Below are 20,811 nucleotides of genomic sequence, written 5' to 3'. Positions count from 1 at the left end.
GCATTCGCCTCCATATTGGTTAGTAATTTTATCATGCCCGGATGGAGAATAATGTATGAATGAAATTTTGATGGGGACAATACCCATTATTCAAAAATGAAGAAGAGTAGGGGTGCTGAGAGTTTGAGCGAACAAAACGAACAACAAACCAAACCATCGAAGCCTGACGGCTCGCAGACGATGACACGGCGGAAGTTTCTGAGAAACTCCGGTTATGCCGTGGGAGGTGTCGTGCTGGGCGGTGTACTCGGATATCTTTTGCCGAAGCGGGAAACCCCGCCTGCAGCACCGGCGCCTGAGCAGAATGATAACAACTATAACCAGGCATTAATGTTCTTTAACCAGGAGCAATACAGGATCACGGAAGCAGCCGTAGAGCGGATTTTTCCTGCGGATGAGAACGGTCCGGGCGCCAAAGAGCTGGGCGCCGCATTCTTCATCGACCACCAGCTGGCCGGTGATTGGGGGTTCAATGCAAGAGATTATATGCAGCCACCATTCTATGTTGGAGAGAAAACGCAAGGTTATCAGGGCCGATTAAGACGACGGGAGATATTCTACATCGGACTCCGCGAGATTCAGAACTACAGCCAAAAGAAGTATCAGAAAGATTTCCCTAGCCTGTCACCAGAGGAACAGGATGCCGTGTTAACTGCCTTCCAGAACGATGAGGTCAAATTGACAACGATCTCGGCCAGCGGGTTCTTTAACCTGCTCCGCAGCAGCACATTGGAAGGGGTCTACAGTGATCCGCTGTATGGCGGCAATAAAAACATGCAGGGCTGGGTGATGCGTCAATATCCGGGTAACCAAATGGCTTACACGAATATTATTGAGAAGAATTTCACCGTCATCCCGCCGAAGAGTTTAAAGGATCACCTATAACAGCTCATCTATAGCGAAAGGAGAACACATATGGCCAAAAAATTACCCAAAACGGATGTTGTCATTATCGGCGTCGGATGGGCAGGCGGGATTATCGCTTCGGAATTGACAAAGAATGGTTTATCCGTTGTCGGATTGGAACGAGGTAAGGAAAGGGTAACGGAAGACTATTACATGGCTCACGATGAGCTCCGTTACGCGCTTCGGTACGATATGATGCAGGACCTTTCCAAAGAAACGATTACATTTCGGAGCACCGAAAAAATACGCGCACTGCCGATGAGGCAGTATGGATCGTTTCTGTTAGGGGAGGGACTTGGGGGAGCTGGCGTGCATTGGAACGGGCAAACGTTCCGTTTCCTGCCCTATGATTTTAAAATCCGGAGCATGACGGAAGAACGATATGGGAAAGATAAGATACCGCCGGAAATGACGATCCAGGACTGGGGCATTACCTATGATCAACTCGAGCCGTTTTTTGATAAGTTCGAGAAGACGACCGGCATCTCCGGCGAGGAAAATCCCTTGGCAGGAAAACGTTCGAATCCTTACCCAACACCGCCTATGCTCCACACGCCATCCATGAAGATGTTTGCGGATGCTGCGAAAAACCTGAAACTCAATCCGTATACAGTTCCTTCAGCCAATCTGTCGGAAAGCTATACGAACCCGGATGGCATTTCTCGAGCGGCTTGTCAGTATTGTGGATACTGCGAGCGGTTTGGCTGCGAATATGGGGCGAAAGCGGATCCTGTCGTTACCGTGATTCCTGTTGCGAAAAAAACCGGAAAGTTCGAAATCCGCACCCATTCCTATGTTCGTAGAATTCTGCATAAGGGCGGTAAGGCAACGGGCGTCATGTACACGGACTTAACGACCGGTGAGGAAATCGAGCAGCCGGCCGATATCGTAGTATCGACGGGATATGTATTTAACAATACCCGTTTGATGCTTCTCTCGAAAATCGGCAAACCATACGACTCGTCCAGCGGGACGGGCGTGATTGGCAAAAACTATGCCTATCAGGTCATCAAGGGGAATGCCGCCGGATTTTTTGAGGACAAATTCAATCTGTTTGCAGGTGCAGGAAGCCTAGGGATGAGCTTGGACGATTTTAACGGCGACAATTTCGATCACTCGGACCTGAAGTTCATTCATGGGGGGAATATTGCCCATACGGTAACCGGACAAAGGCCTATTCAAAACAATCCTGTTCCGGAGGAATCACCGCGTTGGGGCAAAGAATTTAAGGCGAATTCCTTGAAGTATGCCAACAGTGTACTGACCGTAGGGTCTCAAGGTTCTTCGATGCCTTATCGGCATCATTACCTGGATTTGGATCCCACCTATAAGGACGCATTCGGAGACCCGTTGATTCGAATCACGTTTGATTTCGAAGAGCAAGATCGCCAGTTGGCCAGGTATCTTTCCGATCGCTGCGCGGAGATTGTGCAGGAGATGGGAGGCCAGAATATCATGAAATTAAAGGAACTGGGACCTTACGAAATTACGACATACCAATCGACTCATAATACCGGCGGGGTGATTATGGGAGAGAACCCTGGCAATTCGGCCGTCAACAACTACATGCAAATGTGGGATATGGAAAACTTGTTTGTGGTAGGCGCATCCGCTTTCCCTCATAATAGCGGCTATAATCCGACCGGGACGGTCGGGGCTCTTGCTTATCGCACCGTAGATGGAATTATGGAATACAGCAAAAAGGGCGGGCTGTTAGTATAGCTTGCATTTTACAAAAGGAGGCAGTTTCAACCATGTTCAGAAAAGGATTACTGTTAGTATTGCTATTGACTTTTGCTCTTGCTGTGGTGGCATGTGGTGGTAATGATGCAGCAGATCCAGCTCCGGCTCCTGCAGAAAACGGCGGACAAGCGCCAGAGGAAGGAGCAACCGGAGGGGACGCCACCAATGATGAAGCCATGACGCTGTACAATGCCAACTGCATGGCTTGCCATGCTACCGACTTAGGCGGGGGCGGAAACTTTCCCAGCCTCCAAAATGTAGGCTCCAAGCACGATGCCAGCGAAATTGCAGGTATCATTTCGAATGGGCGCAATGGAATGCCGGCATTCCAAGGCAGGCTGACGGAAGACGAAATTAATGTGCTGTCCCAATGGTTGGCTGCCAAAAAATAAGGCGAAAGATATGAAAGTATGAGGACCCTCATGCTACAATGCAGATATAAATCGCGTTGTGGTCATGGGGGTTTTCTCACATGGTTACAGCGGTAAGAATGGTACACTTTTGGAGGTGGGCTGTGAAGTCATGACAGAGACGTTCGTATCCTCCTACAGCACATGTTCGATAAAGTGCCGGACGGTGGTTTGCTTTTTTGCCGGTGTCCTGTCCTATCGAAATAATTTTGAAGATGCTGCAAGCGAGGTTGCCCGAAGATATCCGAATGCCAAAATCTTGATGATCTTTCCGTACGGGATGGCAAACGGCATATCGGGTTCCTCGTTAGTCCGTCTACTGGCCCGGCAGCTTACGCAAGTCGGCTATGACTTGGTTCGAGAGCAGTCTCAGCGGGTTATAGATGCAGGACAGATCATCCATGAGCATGCAGCTGGTGCGGAGCAGCTGATCCTGATCGGGCACAGCGCCGGAGGCGTGATCGCTTATAAGGCAGGGCTTTATTTGGAGGAGAAGTTTGATTATCGGGGAATCCATGTGTTTGCTGTAGGATGTCCAAGGTTTTATTTGAAGGATATTCCTTACAATGACCGGTTTACATATATCACGGGTCAGAATCTGGACAGGATCACTAGAATTGGCAGTTGGCGCAAGCCGGGTTCCAGGGTGTACCGTGGAAGGCCGGGGCGTGAGATTCAACTGGATTTTAATCCGGATCATCAAGGATGGCGGTTTCATGCCTCTTATTTTCTGAAATCGGCCTGGACGGATTCAAACGAAGCATTCCATACCAACGCAGTCGATCTTATATCCAAAATCCATGAATTGCACCCTGAAAAATGAACATTACATAATAAATATTATGTAAACTAAATGTGCAAGCATCCACTGCAGATAGAGTTGGTCCATGGTGTATTGTTTGTACAAAAGAAACCGTTCCTTTCGTTAATGGTTTGGGTCGCACCTCCATTTTACAAAAGAACGGTTTCTTTGCGTCTAAAAGTAAGGAATATGCACGGTGTAGCGGAGAGGATGAATCGATTCCGGACAAGCGTCAGCGCTCGCCTTTGCGCCCACATTTCATCCTTGCTCAGAACGTTGTTTACAGCTGTATATTCGTCTGATGATTTTTACGGAATTTCAGGGGAGAGAGACCGATTATGGTTTTAAACGTGCGGCCGAAATGGGTTGAATTCTCGAAGCCGACGCTTTCGGCGATATCCGAAACCTGCATATTGGATTCTTTCAACAAATGACACGCTTGCTTGATCCGTACGTGATTCACATACTCGATCAGGGTAAACCCCGTCGATTCCTTGAAGGTTCGGCTAAGATGGGAGGGACTTACATGGAATCGGCTGGTGAGTTCCTCTAAAGTGAGGCGCTGATCGTAGTGGTGATTGATAAAGTGGGCTATATGGGAGATTCGTTGATGAACCTGGTTGGTAGAGATAGTTATGTATTGGCGACCGCTGTTCAGAATACGGTGGATGAACACCAAAAGCTCGGACAACAGGATTTTGAGATAGAAATTCGACTCTGGAGATTCGTTAGCCGATTCGGCGGCCATCTTAGCAAAAAGCCCTTCGACATACCCCTGCTCCTGACCCTTTAACCGGATGGAACCGGAACCTGCTTGGAAAGGGGAGAGGGGGTGAAAAGACGAATCCTCGGTCAACAACCCGCCTAAAAACTCTTCTTGAAAGAGCAGGGTTACTCTTTCGAATGGGGCTCCGTTTGGATTGATCAGACGGTGTCCGTCGTTCTTGCGAATGAGCAGCATAGAACCGCCCACGAGCTGAAACGGCTGGCTCCCAATACAATAATGCAGCTCGCCCGAGACAATGTACAGAATTTCATAAGCGTCGTGATAGTGGAATGAAGGAATACTCGATCGGGATTTGCTCTCTCGACTGATATAAAAGGGATCGGAGCAAAAAAAGTTGATGTCAAATCACCTCTCACGAAATCCGGCTAGGTCATGATGTCCTCATTGTACCCGAAGCCTGTTGAATTGTTAATCAAAATAACAGCAGGATATGTTGAAAATGGCCATTTTTAAATAAGATTCCGCGAGAATCCCGAGAAAACATGGGATATATTCAAGTAGGCGGGGGTCGTATCGAATCCCCAAGCCAAACCGTTCATATTGAACGGGAAAGGGGTTGCAAAGCATGCGAATCAAGAAGAAAAGAGGACGGAATGTAAAGCGAATGTTCTTATTGTTTTTAGCATTATTGTTGATCCCCTGGACATTGCCGGCAAATTCTCATGCCGACTCCGTAACGTCCAAGCCCGAGCTAGCCTCTGATGGACCGGGGAAAGCGGCCGAAGCCTTAATCGCCGAATGGGTCTTCAAGAACAAGGGAGAAGGAGGCATCCATCCTGCAACCGGAGGACTCAACATGTCTTCCTCCATCCTCCAACAGGTCGGAGGGTATTTTGAATACTACGACAGTAAAGCCCAAGACATCAGCTACCAGGGCTGGGACAATGGCCAGGGCAAGAAATATTGGTTGGCCATGGTCCCTACGTCAGCCTACAAGAATGTCAAACTATCCTCGGAGCAAAGCTCTTCGGGTTCCGCGCCCAACGATTTTAAAGTACAGGTTAGCACCGACCGAACGGTATGGACAGACGTTCCGGGAGGAACTGTACAGATGAACATCGTTTCAAGTTACAATTGTCCGAATAAATCCTGCATACTCAATAACCTCCCCCTGCCGAATGCAGACGATAAGCAAATGCTGTATATCCGCTGGGTGGTTAACTCCAATAAGCCAACCAACCCCAAAGACAATCCGAATGGCATTGGATCAGGAGGTTCAAGTAAAATTCGGAACATTCGCGTAACCGGGGAACCGATATCCGGAACAACGCCTGAACAGCCTGCCATCGACTTATCCTATGTGCCGGAACAAGGTGCCGAAAAGGTAGCCGTGACAACGCCGATTGAGGTTAAGTTCAACAAACCGATCACGGTAACGGCCAAACAGGACATCACGGTACGGGATGGCCAGAATCAGCCTGTTCCAGGCCTCGCCGTCGAAGTTATAAACCAAACGACCTTACGCATTGGGCATGGCGGATTGGGTCAAGGGAAAAGCTACAGGGTTACCATACCCCAAACCGCGGTCCAAGGAAAAGACGGCTCCCCTCTGCTTCGAAATATCGAGTGGAGCTTTACGACTGTAGGAGCCGTCTCTCAGCCGAAACTTATTAACATGACCTTGAACGGCGATCCAAAAACGAGCATGGCTTTCGCCTGGTACACGGATACGCCGGCCGGAACGAAAGTCCAGGTTGCCGAATCAACGGGAAACGGAAACCTGTTTCCGAAAGAGGGATTTCTTGAATTCACCGGCTCCTCGGAGGAAATTTCGACGTATATGACCAAGAGCGACAGAACGAGTGGAAAGAAGAAAAAGTTTTTCAGCCATAAAGCAAGCGCGAACGGATTAAAGCCGGGAACCGATTATGTATTCCGGGTAGGCGACGGTTCGATATGGAGCTCCGTTGGATCGTTCACAACCGATACGGCAACACCGCAGCCATATCGCTTTATCGTGGGATCCGACTCTCAGGCCTCAAGCAAATCAGGCTTTGAACCATGGGCGGATACCTTCAAAAAAGCCTACGAACATATAGGCAACCCCAAATTTCTGATCAATGCCGGCGATCTGGTCGATAATGGCGACTTGGAGGAGCAGTGGCAGTGGATGCTCGGGCTCGCGCAGGAGCATCTGATGAAAGTGCCATTTGTACCCGTACTGGGCGGACACGAAGTATCGGATTGGGACGGGGATGCCACGACGCCGAACAATAACTTTTACAACCATTTCAATCTGCCACGGAAAGTGGTGGATGCGACACATGACGGCTCGGTTTATTCTTTTGAATACGGCGATGCGCTTTACATGGTGTACAACTCGCAGTTTGACGGCAAGCTGAATGAAGACGGCTCCGTCGATTGGGACGACGATCTGCATGAACAGTTTTGGAACCAGATTGATTGGATGAGGAACACGGTGGCGAAGACCGACAAGAAGTGGAAGTTCGTCACGCTTCACAAAGCTCCTTATGCAGCCGGCGATAATTCCGCGCAATGGGAAGGGGATCGCGTTGAATTTTACAGAAAAAATCTGATTCCTGTTTTTGACGAGCTTGGCATCGATATGGTGTTCGAGGCTCACGATCATATGTACATGCGTTCCTTCCAAATGTATGGGGACAAGGTCATCGATCCGAAAAAACTGGAAAAAGACGAAGCAGGCAACGTCGTCAATCCTCAAGGAACGGTGTATCTGATGTCCAACGCGTTTGGAAACAAATTCTATTACAAGAACGAGCCGTATGACGACTACTTCGCAGCGATTAACAACCAGCCGAAGAAAAAAATGTTTACGGATGTGTCGGTTTCAGATCAAATTCTGAAATTCGATGCCTATACGGCTGCTATTGAAGATGAAGGAAAGAGCGGATTCGGGAAAAATGGGCTCAAGGTATACGATCATTATGGTATCAAACGAACAGACACCAAACCGAATCCGGTAGAGGGAGCACAGGTTAAGCTCCAAGGTCCCAAGGCTACGTTGACCTGGAAGACACCATCTTCCAGCAATGAGCAGGTAAGAGGATTCCGTATTTACGAACAGGATGACAAGATCAGCAAGCACTGGAGCCTCTATGTGCCGGTAAAGTCGGGAACGTCGCAGTATAGTGTCGTTATCGACAAATTGAATCCGGATATCCAATATAATCTGGTGATCAAGTCCGTTGGCAGAAGAGATAATTCCAGTCCAGTCACGGTAAGCACCTCGGATCACGCCGAGGGGAATGAGCCTCCATCTGCTGTGGATGGTTTGGCGGGCAAAGGCGTGTCTCCTGTTCAAATCGACCTGACCTGGAGAGCGCCTTCCGGCAAGGCCCCGGATCGGTATCATATTTATCGTAACGATCGTCACGTTGGAACAGCTAAAGAAATGACTTATATCGATACCGGGCTGACGCCCGACACGGAATATCGATACAAGGTGACAGCCGTCACCGTGGGAGGTGTTGAATCACTGCCGTCTGCAGAAATCCGCTTGAAAACGATGCCTTCTTCGCAAGGCACCGGGCCTTACAAGCCATTCCCGCAGCATACGGCCTACACCTCCGGCTCGATCAAGCCGAATCATATGCAACAAGCGCAGCTGGATGCGACCGTTGCCCGGTTGTATGATGAATGGAAGCAGAAATATTTGAAAAAGAAGCCGTATCTCCAATCTTCGGAGCCGGATCAGTACTACGTCTGGTATGCCGATGGGGATTGGTTTCAAGAGGAGTATGACGAGGAGCTAAAGGTCAATTATCAACCCATGACCGTTTCGGAAGCGCATGGATACGGAATGCTGATCACCGCACACATGGCGGGCCATGATCCCAAGGCCAAGGCTTATTTTGACGGACTATATCGATATTTCAGAGCACATCCGAGCAAGATCAACCCGGAGCTTATGGCTTGGAAGCAGGGTGACACAGGTCAGGCCGTGGTAAATGTCGGGGGTGTTGATTCGGCCACAGATGGTGATATGGATATCGCATACGCTTTGCTCCTTGCGGATCGCCAGTGGGGAAGCGACGGTGAGATCAATTACCTGTCCGAAGCCAAAAAAGTAATCGAAGCGATCATGAAGAGCGATGTCAATCACGCCGAATGGACGTTGAAGCTTGCTGATTGGGTGAGCGACGACGATGCTAAATATGGCAGTGCTACGCGTCCTTCCGATTTTATGCTTCAGCATTTGAAGGACTTCAAAAATGCGAGCGGTGACGCCAATTGGGACCGGGTCATCGACAAGACCTATTCCATTAGCGAAGAAGTATACGAAAAGTATAGTCCGAATGCGGGGCTGCTGCCCGACTTTGTGGAGAAGAAAAACGGCAGCTATGCACCGGCAGATCCGGAATTCCTGGAGTCTGAAACAGACGGGGATTTCAGTTATAACTCTTCGCGCATTCCTTGGCGGCTCGGCACGGACGCCCTTATGACCGGAGAAACTCGCGCCAAAGAGCAGCTAAATAAAATGACGTCATGGATTCGCCAAATGACCGGGGATGATCCGGGCAAAATATATGGCGGCTACAAGCTGGACGGGTCAAAAGCACTTGTGGATTATACGGACACCTCATTTTCTGCGCCGATGATGGTCAGCGCCATGATCAATCCGGCGAATCAGGAGTGGCTCAACCGATTATGGGACCACAATGCCTCCATTTCTACGAACGAAGATGTTTATTTTGGAAATACGCTGCGTCTCCTAAGCATGATTGTCGTTTCGGGTAACTGGTGGTCACCGACCATCGCAGACACCGAAGCGCCTATGCAGCCAACCATCGAAGAAGCGGTTGCCGTATCCGACTCGTCGGTGGAACTGAAGTGGACACCTTCTTTTGATAATGCGGCTATATCAGAGTATAAGATTTATCGGAATAATACCGTCATTGGAGTGTCGAATACGACGGACTTTAAGGATAGCGGCTTGACGCCGAATACAACGTATCAATATTTTATTGTTGCGTACGATACCTCAGGTAACATGTCCAAAATCAGCAATGTCAGAATCGTCTCGACGGGGAAGCCATGAAGTAATGCGATGATGACCATCCCAAAAGCACTGTACACGTATTAATCGCAAAAGCTAGCTGCAATCATACCGAGATGAATGAAGAGCCTGGGGCCACCCGGGCTCTTTATAAGTCCGCTCTCGCTAACAACCTGTTAACCGTTATCAAGGAATAAGAGGCATTAGAACTATCATGCTTCCTTCTTAACTTTGCGAATTTCTTAAGTTGTTTCCTTATCAGAAAAGGTTATACTTATCAATAGGTTAATTTGAAAGTCATCAGGGGGATATGTTAATGGCAAAACAAGATGAAGTTTCATTACAGAAGAAATTGAGGCCAAGGCATATCAGCTTTATGGCGATGGGCGGTGTAATCGGCACCGGGATATTTAAAGGAAGTTCCGAGACGATCAGTCTTGCCGGTCCGGGCGTTATTTTCTCTTATATCTTTGCAGGACTGCTGCTTTTGGTGGTTATGGGAGCAATGACGGAAATGGCTACGGTGTATCCGGGCCGGAACATGAAAGATTTTGTACGGGAAGCATTTGGAAAAAGGGTTTCTTTTGTCATGGGCTGGATGTATTGTTTCATGTGGCTGTCGGTATGCGTGATTGAAGTGATTGCGGCAGGCAGCTTTCTTCAATACTGGTTTCCGGAGGTTCCGTTGTGGCTGCTCAGCCTAGCAAGTGCTGCGCTCATTATTTTAATTAATATGATGAGTGTTGGAAGCTTTGGCGAAGTGGAATTTTGGCTGGCCGGGATCAAAATCGCCATGATTATTAGTTTTATTGTGCTGGGAAGTCTTCTGATGTTTGGCATTATTCCGAGCTCAGACACCCCATACCTTCAAAATTTCACCGCTCACGGCGGGTTTTTACCAAACGGATGGTTTGCCATATTCTCGGCTCTGCTTGTCGTTACTTTTTCGTATGGCGGCTCCGAGCTGATCGGTCTCACATTAACCGAGACTGAGAATGCGGAGAAAATCCTGCCGAAAGTGGTGCGCAATTTTATTTTGCGGGTGATATTGTTCTTTACGCTGCCGATTCTGATCATATGCGGATTGATTCCGTGGAATCAGCTCGGGGGAGAGGCAAGTCCCTTCGTTCAAGTGTTGTCCGCTACGGGATTGCAGGGCACAGCCCACATTATGAATTTTATTTTGGTGACGGCCGTACTGTCGGCAGCCAACTCCGGTATCTATGGTGCGACGCGCATGATCTATTCCATGGCAGCCGCCGGGGAGGCTCCACGGAGCCTGGCCAAGACCACGAGCAAAGGCATTCCGCTTAATACGCTGAAACTCTGCGCGATCATACTATTAGCGGGTTCCATGCTTGGATTGATTGCGCAAGACCAGCTGTTTCGGGTTCTGATGGCGGTGCCGGGGTTTGTCGTTGTGCTCGTGTGGATCTGCATTTGCTTCTCGCAGCTGAAGCTGCGCAAAGCTTATCCGATGCAGCCCAGCTTTAAGGTATGGGGGTTCCCCTATATAACCGGGGTAACTGCGCTCTGCCTGTCGGTGATCGCTGTCCTGTTTCTGATAGACGGACAGAACCGGGTCAGCATCAGCGTATGTCTGTCCGTCCTGCTGCTATTGGTTGTCTGGTCCATCATGAAATTCAAAAAAGGGAATAGAAACGGATAACGGACGGATGTCAGGCTTCTATTTCACGTTAAATCGGACAAGCTGAAAATAGGGTCATGATCCGGTTACGAGCCGCATTGCTGTAATCAAGAAAACAGAATATACAAAGAGAAGGCGACAGAGGAATCAATCCTCTGTCGTCTTTTTATATGCGTGAGAACAAGTAAAGAAAGTGAAAGAAATGTAAAAAAGGAGCAATTGATAGCGCTTTCTTCTGGAAATTATAATGAATTATACATAAATTGGAGTCGCCTAGGTAGGAGCGTGTTCATTAAAAAAAGCTAATGACAAGGGTGCTGATGGGTATGATGGTACAGAAATTTTGCAGTCTGAAATGGCTGTACACAGCCGGAATCTTAATTTTGATCATCGTGACTATCATTTTTATCGCAAAGCCTGAATTTTCACAACCACATCATGAGGACACTTATATCGCGACAGTTGACGGAGAAGAGATTCATGTAAGCGAATTTCAAAGAGCTATTCGTGCCAATCGAGCTGGAATTATCAAGTATTTCCATGAAAAATATGATGCAGCACAGTCGACCGATTTTTGGTCCACGCCATACGGAGATGAAACTCCGCTTGAGTTGATCAAAAAGAAGGCGCTCGAAGATAGCATCCATCTTAAAATTCGACAGATCCTTGCCAAAGAGCAGGGAGTGCTCTCCGATATCAGTTACGACGGTTTTGTACAAAACCTCATGCTTGAGAACGAGAGAAGGCAACAAGCAATCAAGAAAAATCAGGTTGTTTTCGGACCCGCCCAATATACGGAGGAAACCTATTTTGAGTATGTGATGGGAAACACGGCCTTATCGGTCAAAAACCATCTGATGGAGCATGACTGGAAGCCGAATGAACAACAGCTGCTCTCGTTTTACGAGGCGAATAAGAGACGGTTGTATCATGCGCCTGCAACGGTGAAGGTGCGACAATTATCGTTATCTTATCTTGATGCCAATCGCAATGTCGATACCCTTCTCAAAACTCGGGAGAAAAGAAAGTTGGAGACTGCTAGGCAGAAAATTTCATCCGGATTTTCATTTGAGCAAGCAGCAAAGGACATCAATCAAGATAGCCAAGTTACGGAGCAGGTATATAACTTGGATAGTCACAGGCACAACGCCAGAAGCCCGGTAGCTCAAGCTGCTGCCGACCTTCATCCAGGAGAGGTTAGCGAAATTATTGAAGAGAACGGCCGCTTCTATCTCATCCAATGCGTGGATAAAGATCAGAGGGGTACCAAGTTTCTGGCATTTGACGGAATAAGAGAACAAGTGTTAAAGGACTATATCGATAACAAATATGATGAGTACGTACGTGAGCGGATAACCGATGCGCACGTTGTATTGAATGAGGAGTTGTACAGTGAATTTCAAATGTAACTGCCCATTTGGCATTTACATAAATATAAAATGAAAGGAATGAAGATGATTGAGGCAATCGTTTTTCAAAAAGTTTATCTGTATGGTTTCTATTTTTTCCTTGGTTTGCAATTGGGTTACCGTTTCACCGTCTGACGCTTTAGCTGCCGGAACCACTTATTATGTAGACAGTACAGGGGGAAATGACAGGAATAACGGCACAAGTCAAGACTCTCCGTGGAGATCGTTAGACAAAGTGAACGCGACTACCTTTGCCCCAGGCGACAAAATCTTGTTCAAAGCCGGGGAAAGCTGGAATGGCAGGCTGTGGCCTAAAGGTTCCGGTTCAAGCGGAAAACCGATCATTATCGATATGTACGGTTCCGGAAGCAAACCGCTAATCGCAGGGATAACGTCCGAACTGGAAGCCGTCTTTTTGAAAAACCAGGAGTACTGGGAAATCAACAACCTGGAGGTGACAAACAGCTAGCCGCTGCCTTTTGATCGAGATTGGGAGAATCCGCGGGGCCAAAGGCGGGGTGTTTATATCTTGAATGAGGAAGCTGGTATATTAAATCACATCTATATCCAAAACATGAACATCCATGATGTCGATGGATCATATACAACACGCTCCGGAGGCATTATTTTCGATTCGGTTGGGTCGACCACGCCCAGCGCATTTAACGATATTCTCATTGACGGTAATATACTGACGGACGTGGATGCCTATGGCATTTACATTGGCTCCAATTGTATCTTGCGCTACGGAATGGGCGATTTATGGCCGTGGGTACCTAAACCATATGGACCTTGGACGCCGTCCACCCAAGTGAAAATATCCAATAATACCGTCATCAGAGCAGCAACTGGCGGGATCGCGTGGAATGTCACCGATGGAGCGGTGGTCGAGCGCAACACCGTCCAACAAGCTACGTATCTGGCAACCAATGCTTCCATTTGGTGGGCGTATGCGGACAATAACCTCGTTCAATTCAACGAATCGTTTGCCAGTGTGAACGGCGCGGAAGACGGGCATGGCTTCGACGTGGATGCAGGAAACATCAATTCGTTGGTTCAGTACAATTACAGTCATGATAACGCTGGCGGCTTCATGCTGTTCGTAAACGACACTTATAACACAATCAATACCATCGTCAGATACAACATCAGCCAAAACGACAGAAAAAGCATATTCCGTTACAGCGGATCCATTGATAACGTCTACAATTACAATAATACGATTTACGTAGGAAAATCATCAGGCAACCCGGTGATGAGCGATTACTTCACCAAGGCTTCGGGAGCCCCGCGCAACATTCATAATTATAATAATGTGTACTACAGCGTCGGCGATAAGGGATGGGACTTGACGGGTCAAACGTTTGATTACAACGCATATTACGGAGGAAACACATTGGTGCAGGCTGATGCCCATAAGATAACGGAAGATCCGAAATTTGTTGATCCCGGAAGCGGCGGCAATGGCATGGGTACAGTGAATGGGTACCAATTGCAAGCGACTTCACCATTAATAGGCGCAGGCATACGCATAAACGATAACGGAGGAAGGGATTATTTCGGAAACCCGTTATATAATGGAGCTCCTGATATCGGTGCCCACGAATACGAGGGCAGTGTTCCGCCAGCCGGGAACATGCCTGATCCGATCGTCATCGTTCCGAAACGGCCTGCCAGCACACCTGTGGACAATCTAGCTACGCAGGCAGCTGCAAGTACGACATTTCAAACGTCATCTTCAGGACCGATTGAAAATATTATTGATAATGATTACGACACGGCATGGGAAACCGATACTTCGCCTTCATTTCCGAACGATATCACGCTCGATTTTGGCGAGCAAACGCTTATGGCCAATCAATTGAAGCTAAATACTAGATACGGGCAAGAAATGGGGATTACGAACTTTGATCTTGAATACCGGAATGGTTCGGCATGGATTCCCCTACGTACCAATATCAATCTGACTTGGGATTTGAACACGGGCGCAAATGAGATCAAATCCGTGGAATTTCCACTTACTCGATTCTCTCAGATTAGATTGAAGGTCCATGACGGTGCTAGCCCATCGGGGCGAATCGCACTGAACGAGCTTGAATTGTATAACAATCCTGAACTATCCAAAGATATGGTCACCACGACCTTTGCGTCGGGGGCAGGCACCATTACTAACATCATCGACAACAATTTGAACTCTGCATGGGGAAGTACCGGAGATGTAGCCTTTCCAGGTTATATTACCCTTGACTACGGCAATCATAGGGTACCGGTCAACAAGGTTACGTTGGTCACGTTTTTTGGGATCGGCCAGGGTATTACAAGTTTTGATGTGGAATATTTTGACGGTAGCCGTTGGGTGACGGCATTATCTGGCGCATCGGTGGAATGGGAGCTAAACGACAGCACCAAAGAACGCCAAAGCGTTTATTTCCCAACGGTAAACGCCTATAAACTTCGATTAAAGGTGAATGACGGGAATCGGGTATGGGGGAACATCGCGTTAAATGAACTCATAGTTGAGCATATCTCTGATAACGTACCCGTTACTGGAATTATGATCGATAAAGCGGAGCTTGTGTTTAATTCCTCTTCCGGCCGCAGTAAAGAGCTCCATGCAACGGTTATGCCCAATCATGCAACCAATAAGAATATTACATGGAGCACAAATCAGGTCCAGGTGGCAACGGTAGACGATCATGGAATCGTGACTGCCGTAGAGGAAGGAAAGGCTGTTATCACGGCCACGTCGGAAGAAGGCGATTTTCATGCCTCCAGCCATATTACGGTGGACTGGACAGCTCCGGAGATCACGATACATCAAGTTGTAACATCTGAATATAACAACGGTGTGTTTCAACCCAAATTTGAAATGGCAGACACGCTGTCAGGTGTCGACCAAGCAAAGACCGAAGTCATGTTGGATGGAAAAGTACTAACGGATTTAACTGAAATTCCGTTATACAAACTTGAGCTGGGTACACATACGTTTACGGTAAAAGCTATGGATGTGGCAGGGAATACATCTACAAAATCCGTAGATTTTCAAGTGAAAACAGATTATGCCGCTCTTGGGGAACTGGTTCAACGCTTCGCAGACGAGGGAACAATTGATAACAAAGGGATTGCTAACAGTCTGCTGAAAAAATTGCAAAAACAAAACCTACGCAGTTTCATTTCTGAAGTCCATGCACAAAAAGGGAATCATATCTCCGCCGAGGTTGCGGAATATTTGTTACGCGATGCAGCAATATTACAAGAGTTATAACGTGAAATTCCAATTGTTTATATCGCATTCTCACAGATAGAACGGATTCATATAAAAAAGCCGGGTCTTCCTACATGAAGGAATCCGGCTTTTTTGTTCGATCAGTGAGTTATTTCTTGGATGGCGTATCCGTTTTGTATTCAATAACTTGTAATACTTTTGGTTCAATAGCTTTTAACATTTGTTCATGTGAAAGGTTGTTGTTAGGAATTTCGCCATTAGTTTCACCTTGGATTTGTAAATCAACCTGTGTTTTTGCAATGACATCCACAATTTGTTGCTTCGAGACATTTTTAGATGCTGCAATCTCCACTACAGATTTACCTTTTGCTAATTCTTGTTTGAGTTTAATTGGGCTCATGTTTAGTAAAGAAAAGAGTTTGTCGTCATTCAAATAGGCATCTGCAAAATAATCTGGCTTACCATTGGTAGAGAAGAAACCTTCCACTTTACCGTTAGAAGAAGCAGTCTCACCTCCAATCAGAGAAACACTGATTGAATTACTCTGCACCATAACCTGGTAGAACGGTGTTTTTGATCCCTTTTTGGTGTAATTCAACATCAACGTTTTCTGATCCGGGTTCTCCATTTGCTCCATAGCAAACTCGTACGCTTCGATGTTGCCATACATTTTATTCAAGAGATGATCAACCTTCGATTTGATTTCCCGATCGGTTAAAGCAGTGAGTGGCTTCTCCTTAGGCTCCCAATTCTCTTGAATCACGTGTTCAATCTCACCCGTCTTGCTGTTGGTATGCAGGGTAATTTTTTTGCCAATCCCCCCTTTTTCCTGGAGGATGATGCTGGTTTGGGTACCTTGAACCGTGCTTGCCTCGATAATCTCAAACGATTTAGTTTCGGGAAATGCGCGATACAGCTTCTCAAGAGTTGCTTTGCCAACCTCATCCGTCTTGATTTGTTCAGCAGTCATCGGTGTTCTGGTCAGCATTTCAATCAGGGTAGGGGCAGCAAACGCTGCGGTTGGAATCAAAATGGCAGTAGCAACGATGCTAGCAATAAAACGTTTTTTCATGGTTTTTCCGCTCCTTTGTCGTAGCAAATATTGTGAATAGGATTGCTCTATACGGTTGGAAATGGCCGGAGGACAATCCAACATTTCTGCTTCTTTGCGCAGATGCTCTCGGATTTTGCGTTCAATAGTCATTGATCTTTTCCATCCTTTCCGGGGGGAGATTCCATATGTTTTTTCGAAGCGCCTGGATGCCTGCATGATATCTGGACTTGACTGTACCTAGCGGAATATCGAGTAGGGTCGCGATCTCCTCCAGCGTATAGTCGTGATAAAAGCGGAGGATAATGACCATTCGCTGTTTATCCGTCAGCTTGTGGATGGCCTGCGATATCATCTGGTTCGTCCCGTCCATCAACACCGAAGGTTGATCCCAATGCGACTCTTCCCGGGCGAAGGCACGGATGCGCTCGAATATCCGGAATCTCCGCCAGCGCTTGACCCGAAATCTCTGCACTTGACGGATGACGAGGCCGTGCAGCCAGAAATGGAAAGGTCGATTCGTGTCGTAATTGGCAAGTGACGTCCACATTTGCATATAAATCTCATTCATGACATCTTCCCGGTCCTGGAGATGATCCACCAGAAAGGAAACGGTCCGGTAGACGTCCTGATAGGTGGCATCATACATCGCACGAAACGCCTGTTGATCACCGTCTTTCATTTGTTTGAGTAATTGAAACATGTATTCACTTTGCATTCAGAGGGCCCTCCTGGGTAAGCGGCTTACACCCTATATTGTCTCTCTATCAAAAAAAGGTTCGGTTTCTGTATTAATTTTTTTCGAGAACGAGTAGGACAACCCGCTACTTAACTATTATACAGTCCGTCTGCGTATGTCTTTCATTCGACTGTTCATCTAGGTGGCTATGTCACAAAAGCCTTGTTGACAGAAGAAGACATGATTAAAATGACTAAAACAGCGGTCAAAAAAAATAAGAAAGCAAAGCCTTGTTTAGTTAGAAAATCATATTTCATACATATTTAAAAGAATCAAGCAGATTGAGGAATAATAGTGAAACTAAAAAAAACTCGTATCCTTTCACGGATACGGGTTTTTTAATCATGGAGAGATTTCGTGGTGTCAGGTACCTTTCAAAATCAATTACGTAATGGAGGTAATGGCGAGATCATTGCAGATCTCGAAGAAGAGAGTAGATTGAACGTTAATGGTTAATATCGCATTTGTTCATAATGAAGGAGATTTGATTCTCCAATCGGTTGAGTTGTTCCTGTGTTTCTTGGTCTTCTGTACCCTGTTCCCGCAGAGCGGCAAGCTCTTGCTTGAGCTGATGGAGATCGTCGCTGGCTCTCGCGCAGTTATAGTCGCTTTCCAAATTGTCGAGCATCATGGTTCCTCCTTGGTTGTATGATGTTGTTCTTCACTAGTATGGAGGATGCTTCCAAAGTTATTCATGGCCTCGGCTAAACGAGCTTTTTTCGAATCGCGCCCGAAATCAAGTCGATCAAGGTAATCATGACGATAACCCCGAGCAAAATAATGCCGACGCGGTCCCAATTTCGTGAGCTCAGCGCGAAAATAAGCGGTGTCCCGATGCCGCCTGCGCCGATAACGCCCAGGATGGTGGCGGAGCGGAGATTGATTTCGAAGCGGTAGAGGATATACGACAGAAAACCGGGCAGTACCTGTGGCAAAACGGCGAACCGAACTATTTGCAACCGTGTCGCGCCAGCTGCGATCAATGCTTCGGTCGGGCCCGCATCGATCTGTTCCACCTCTTCGGAGAACAGTTTGCCAAGCATGCCTACTGAATGCAGACCGAGTGCCAGCACGCCTGCAAAAGAGCCGGGGCCCACTGCCTTGATGAACAACAGTGCCATTACGATTTCAGGAAAGACGCGGATCAGACTGAGCAGCACTTTGCCTGATCCGGTGGCGAATATGGACCCGGTCATGTTGGCAGCGGCCCAGAAAGCGAACGGGATACAGAGGACCGCCGAGATGATCGTCCCCAGAATGGATATAGCCAGTGTATCCAGCAAGCCTCGCAGCAAATCCTCTCCGCCTGGTAAATAGACAAAATCCCAATCGGGTGAAAGCAAACCTGAGAAAATAGCCTTTGTCACCTGATCAGCTGTCTCTTTAATGCCAGAGTACGGAATACCGGAGAAGGCCCAGACATAAATGACGCCCAGCATAACGTAGATAAGCCAGCGGAGACGCCTTTTTTTCGGTTGGGGAACGATGTCGTTCCATGATTGGCTCATAACAATTTCTCCCGCAATTTCGTACTAAGATAGTCGATCAAGAGGACGACAATCAGGGTGAAGATGATGATCATGCATGTCTTGTCGTACTCAAAAAAACCGAGTGTCACTTCATAATAATGTCCAATCCCGCCAGCTCCCACCAGACCGAGCACAGCTGCGGCACGGACATTGATTTCGAACGTGTACAGCGTATAAGAAGCGAAATGCGCCCGAACCTGCGGGACTGCACCGTACACGATCAACTGCGGCAGATTTGCTCCGGCAGCGGTCATCGCCTCCAGCGGACCAGGATCTATCGCTTCCAGCGCTTCATAGGTGAGTTTAGCTATCAGACCCAGTGAAAAGACGGATAAGGCAAAAATCCCCGGCAACGGACCGAGTCCTACTATGGCAACAAATAAGGCGGCGAGCAGAAGGTCAGGAATCGCGCGGATCAAGTTTAGCAGAAAGCGAACCGGATAGGTGATCCACCGATTCTTGACCATGTTATCTGCACAGAGCAGCGCCACCGGAATGGCCAGGACGGCGCCCAGCGTGGTCCCGATCAGCGCCATGCGTATCGTCTCCAGCATGGCTGCCCAAATGTTGTCGAGATAGCTCATTTTTGGCGGGAACATTTCCCGCAGCAGGTCGAGCATATTCGGCAGACCTTCCACAAGCTCCATGAAGGAAGCGTCCGTCTGCCGCGCACTGCCCCAGACGAGAAGCAGCAGGAAAGCCGCCGTTAAGTAATGCTTCAGTTTGCCCGGCGGTTTCGGACGGAGAAGGGGAGACTGACCTGCTTGTTTGAATGGCGCTGTTTCCAGTTCCATCTTCATCCAGCCGTTTCCTCCAATACCTCATTTTTGCCGAATGGCTGTCCGTATATTTCCGTAAACCGCTCGTCCGTTGCTTCCGATACAGGTCCGTCAAAGACAACCTCCCCGGCACCCAGTCCGATAATCCGTGTAGCATACTGCCGGGCCAGTGCGATCGAATGCAGATTCACGATCGTCGTAATGTCGGATTCCGCGTTAATCCGTTTTAAATCATCCATGACCTGCTTCGTGGTCAAAGGATCGAGGGAAGCAACCGGCTCGTCCGCCAGTATGATCTTGGCTTCCTGCGCGAGTACTCGGGCTATCGCGACTCGCTGCTGCTGTCCGCCAGACAGCTGGTCGGCTCTGGCATACGCTTTCTGGACGATGCCTACCCGATCGAGTGCCTGAAAAGCGAGATCTATATCGGCCTTCGGAAATCGGCCGAGCAGGGTGAGCAGGGTGGAGTGGTATCCGACGCGTCCGGCGAGCACATTGCGGAGTACGGAGGAGCGCTTCACAAGGTTGAAGTTTTGAAAAATCATGCCGATATCTCTTCGGATGCGGCGCAGCTCTTTGCCCTTGGCCGCTGTGATCGATTTACCGTCGATCACGATTTCGCCTTCGGTAATGTCGTGAAGCCGGTTCATCGACCTCAGCATGGTCGACTTACCGGCGCCGGACAGCCCGACGATCGCCACGAATTCGCCGCGGCCGATCGTCAGATTGATATGGTTCAGTCCTTTGGTTCCATTGGCGTAGGTTTTCGAAACGTTGCGAATTTCAATCATGGCACCCAGTCCC

16 protein-coding genes are annotated in these 20,811 nt (G+C 47.9%); 9 read left to right on the top strand and 7 right to left on the bottom strand.

Going from position 1 to position 20,811, the window contains the following annotated elements:
- Window positions 1-123: 123 nt before the first annotated feature.
- The 4 genes from ACQKPA_RS06565 (at window position 124) to ACQKPA_RS06550 (ending at window position 3,882) form a co-directional block, all read left to right on the top strand.
- Complete coding sequence (locus tag ACQKPA_RS06565) at window positions 124-885, top strand: gluconate 2-dehydrogenase subunit 3 family protein (protein WP_427490531.1); 762 nt, start codon at window positions 124-126, stop codon at window positions 883-885.
- 30 nt (window positions 886-915) lie between these two features.
- Window positions 916-2,628, top strand: a complete 1,713-nt coding sequence (locus ACQKPA_RS06560; RefSeq protein WP_427490529.1) for a GMC family oxidoreductase — start codon at window positions 916-918, stop codon at window positions 2,626-2,628.
- 32 nt (window positions 2,629-2,660) lie between these two features.
- The gene (locus ACQKPA_RS06555) at window positions 2,661-3,041 is read left to right on the top strand and encodes a c-type cytochrome (protein ID WP_427490527.1); all 381 of its coding nucleotides are present in this window, start codon (window positions 2,661-2,663) and stop codon (window positions 3,039-3,041) included.
- Between the two features lie 130 nt (window positions 3,042-3,171).
- Window positions 3,172-3,882 carry a lipase family protein gene (locus ACQKPA_RS06550; protein WP_427490525.1) on the top strand — a complete coding sequence of 237 codons (711 nt, stop codon included), beginning with the start codon at window positions 3,172-3,174 and terminating at the stop codon, window positions 3,880-3,882.
- 259 nt (window positions 3,883-4,141) lie between these two features.
- On the opposite strand, the gene ACQKPA_RS06545 is transcribed toward ACQKPA_RS06550, so the two are convergent.
- Window positions 4,142-4,927 (bottom strand): helix-turn-helix domain-containing protein, encoded by a 786-nt coding sequence (locus tag ACQKPA_RS06545; protein WP_427491686.1) that lies wholly within the window; start codon window positions 4,925-4,927, stop codon window positions 4,142-4,144.
- Window positions 4,928-5,213: 286 nt separating this feature from the next.
- On the opposite strand from ACQKPA_RS06545, the gene ACQKPA_RS06540 reads away from it, so the two are divergent.
- The 5 genes from ACQKPA_RS06540 to ACQKPA_RS06520 all read left to right on the top strand — a co-directional run bounded on the left by ACQKPA_RS06540 (window position 5,214) and on the right by ACQKPA_RS06520 (window position 15,948).
- On the top strand, window positions 5,214-9,668 hold the full coding sequence (locus ACQKPA_RS06540) for a glycosyl hydrolase family 8 (protein WP_427490523.1): 4,455 nt from the start codon (window positions 5,214-5,216) through the stop codon (window positions 9,666-9,668).
- 274 nt (window positions 9,669-9,942) lie between these two features.
- Window positions 9,943-11,295, top strand: coding sequence for an amino acid permease (locus tag ACQKPA_RS06535; RefSeq protein ID WP_427490521.1), 1,353 nt, complete (start codon window positions 9,943-9,945; stop codon window positions 11,293-11,295).
- A gap of 305 nt (window positions 11,296-11,600) precedes the next feature.
- The gene (locus ACQKPA_RS06530) at window positions 11,601-12,683 is read left to right on the top strand and encodes a peptidyl-prolyl cis-trans isomerase (protein WP_427490519.1); all 1,083 of its coding nucleotides are present in this window, start codon (window positions 11,601-11,603) and stop codon (window positions 12,681-12,683) included.
- 235 nt (window positions 12,684-12,918) lie between these two features.
- Window positions 12,919-13,152, top strand: coding sequence for a hypothetical protein (locus tag ACQKPA_RS06525; protein ID WP_427490518.1), 234 nt, complete (start codon window positions 12,919-12,921; stop codon window positions 13,150-13,152).
- 60 nt (window positions 13,153-13,212) lie between these two features.
- Window positions 13,213-15,948, top strand: a complete 2,736-nt coding sequence (locus ACQKPA_RS06520) for an Ig-like domain-containing protein (protein WP_427490516.1) — start codon at window positions 13,213-13,215, stop codon at window positions 15,946-15,948.
- A 109-nt stretch (window positions 15,949-16,057) separates the two neighbouring features.
- Here the strand turns inward: ACQKPA_RS06520 and ACQKPA_RS06515 are convergent, their stop codons facing one another.
- The 6 genes from ACQKPA_RS06515 to phnC all read right to left on the bottom strand — a co-directional run bounded on the left by ACQKPA_RS06515 (window position 16,058) and on the right by phnC (window position 20,798).
- Window positions 16,058-17,113, bottom strand: a complete 1,056-nt coding sequence (locus ACQKPA_RS06515; RefSeq protein ID WP_427490514.1) for a hypothetical protein — start codon at window positions 17,111-17,113, stop codon at window positions 16,058-16,060.
- The gene (locus tag ACQKPA_RS06510) at window positions 17,103-17,678 is read right to left on the bottom strand and encodes a sigma-70 family RNA polymerase sigma factor (protein ID WP_427490512.1); all 576 of its coding nucleotides are present in this window, start codon (window positions 17,676-17,678) and stop codon (window positions 17,103-17,105) included. Before ACQKPA_RS06510 ends, ACQKPA_RS06515 begins: the two co-directional genes overlap by 11 nt.
- A gap of 466 nt (window positions 17,679-18,144) precedes the next feature.
- Window positions 18,145-18,327, bottom strand: coding sequence for a DUF2524 domain-containing protein (locus ACQKPA_RS06505; protein WP_427491684.1), 183 nt, complete (start codon window positions 18,325-18,327; stop codon window positions 18,145-18,147).
- Window positions 18,328-18,403: 76 nt separating this feature from the next.
- Window positions 18,404-19,207 carry a phosphonate ABC transporter, permease protein PhnE gene (phnE, locus tag ACQKPA_RS06500; RefSeq protein WP_427490510.1) on the bottom strand — a complete coding sequence of 268 codons (804 nt, stop codon included), beginning with the start codon at window positions 19,205-19,207 and terminating at the stop codon, window positions 18,404-18,406.
- Window positions 19,204-20,028, bottom strand: a complete 825-nt coding sequence (gene phnE, locus ACQKPA_RS06495; RefSeq protein WP_427490508.1) for a phosphonate ABC transporter, permease protein PhnE — start codon at window positions 20,026-20,028, stop codon at window positions 19,204-19,206. The genes phnE (ACQKPA_RS06500) and phnE (ACQKPA_RS06495) overlap by 4 nt, the downstream gene beginning before the upstream one ends.
- A complete protein-coding gene (gene phnC / locus ACQKPA_RS06490; RefSeq protein WP_427490506.1) occupies window positions 20,025-20,798 on the bottom strand; it encodes a phosphonate ABC transporter ATP-binding protein in 774 nt (257 codons plus the stop codon). Before phnC ends, phnE (ACQKPA_RS06495) begins: the two co-directional genes overlap by 4 nt.
- Window positions 20,799-20,811 lie beyond the last annotated feature (13 nt).

Source organism: Paenibacillus sp. NPDC093718 (genome assembly GCF_050279985.1).
Lineage (GTDB): Bacteria > Bacillota > Bacilli > Paenibacillales > Paenibacillaceae > Paenibacillus_AQ.
This window is presented reverse-complemented; position numbering and strand designations above follow the sequence as displayed.